Here is a 1,353-nt window from a genome sequence, read left to right as displayed (position 1 = left end):
GGGCCTTGACCCTTGATCGTGGACACGGTGTCGGGTGGGTTATGCCGCTTCCGCGAGGGTAGCTGATCTCGCGGCTTCGTAGACGTTCTCGTAGGTGTTCGGGGTGATGTTGCCGATCGCGGAGTGGCGTCGGCGGGTGTTGTAGCGGCTCGCCCAGCGGAACACGGCCCGATAGGCGGTGGCCTGGTCCGGGAACGCTGACCGGCCGGCGAGGAGCTCGCGCTTGAGCGTCGCGTTGAAGCTCTCCGCGAGTGAGTTGTCGGCACTCGTGCCGATCGCGCCCATGGACTGGGTCACGCCCAGCTGCTCGCAGAGCGCGGCGTAGGCCTTCGAGGTGTAGACGCTGCCGTGGTCGGAGTGGAAGATCGCGCCGACCAGCGACCCGCGGTCGCGGTGCGCGGCACGGAGGGCGTCTTCGACGAGTTCGGTGCGCATGTGGTCGGCGACTTGCCAGCCGGCGAGCTTCCGGGAGCCGAGATCGATGCAGGACGCGAGGTAGAGGTTCGTGCCGTCGGCGATAGGCAGGTAGGTGATGTCGCCCACGTAGCGGCGGCCGGGCTCGCCGACGGAGAAGTCCCGTCCGATCAGGTCGGGGAAGCGCCTGGCGGACTGGTCCGGGATCGTGGTCTTCACCCGTCGTCGCAGCCGGATCCCCGCGAGGCGGTGCTCACGCATCACCCGCGCGACGCGCTTGTGGTTCACTCGCTCCGCCGCGGGCACGCCGTCGTTGAGGTCGGCGGTGATCCTGGGCGCCCCGTAGGCGCGGTCGCCGCCCTGGGCGGGGTCTTGCAGCACCCGGATCCGCGCCGCCAACACCGCGTCGTCTGTCGCCTTCGCGGCTCGCCGCCCGGCGGAGTCCAGCCAGGCGTAGAACGACGAGCGGGCGACCTCGACGACTTCACACAACCGCTTCACGCCGTAGGCGTCCTTGTGGTCCTCAACGAACTGGAAGCGGTTCACCAGTTCGTCTCCCCGGCGAAATACTTCGCCGCCTGACGGAGGATGTCCCGCTCCGTCTCGAGCTTGCGGGTCTCGGCCTGCGAGGCGGCGAGCTCGGCCTCCAACCGGAGGACCTTCGCCGCCTGCGACTCCGGTCGCCCCGCCGCCCCCGGCGGCGACGCCGCGGCAACCGTGACCCCGGAGCCGAGCTTGTCGACCCACTCCTTCAACGCGCCGCGGGAGATCCCGAGGTCCCCGGCGATGCCCTTGAGCGTCGCACCCGGCGTGGACTCATACAAGTCCACCGCCCGCTGCCGGAACTCGTCCGTGTAGTTCTTCCTAGCCATCCCTTGGATTCTCGCTTCCCCAGCATCGTGCTGGAATCAGCGTGTCCAAGATCAGGGGTCAAGCGCC

Annotated in this window: 1 protein-coding gene; it reads right to left on the bottom strand. The window is 69.2% G+C overall.

All coding sequences use genetic code 11. From position 1 onward, the window contains the following. Positions 1 to 39: 39 nt before the first annotated feature. Positions 40 to 1,286 (bottom strand): IS3 family transposase gene (locus tag ACQVDU_RS15835; protein ID WP_443477647.1). Its coding sequence is split into 2 segments (ribosomal slippage): positions 40 to 977 and positions 977 to 1,286, totalling 1,248 coding nucleotides; the frame shifts between segments, so codons are not numbered across the junction. Between the last annotated feature and the right edge of the window lie 67 nt (positions 1,287 to 1,353).

The sequence above is a fragment of the Microbacterium sp. F2 genome (assembly GCF_052274505.1).
Taxonomy (GTDB): Bacteria; Actinomycetota; Actinomycetes; order Actinomycetales; family Microbacteriaceae; genus Microbacterium.
The sequence above is the reverse complement of the archived record's forward strand: the minus strand, read 5'-3'. Positions and strand labels throughout refer to the sequence as shown.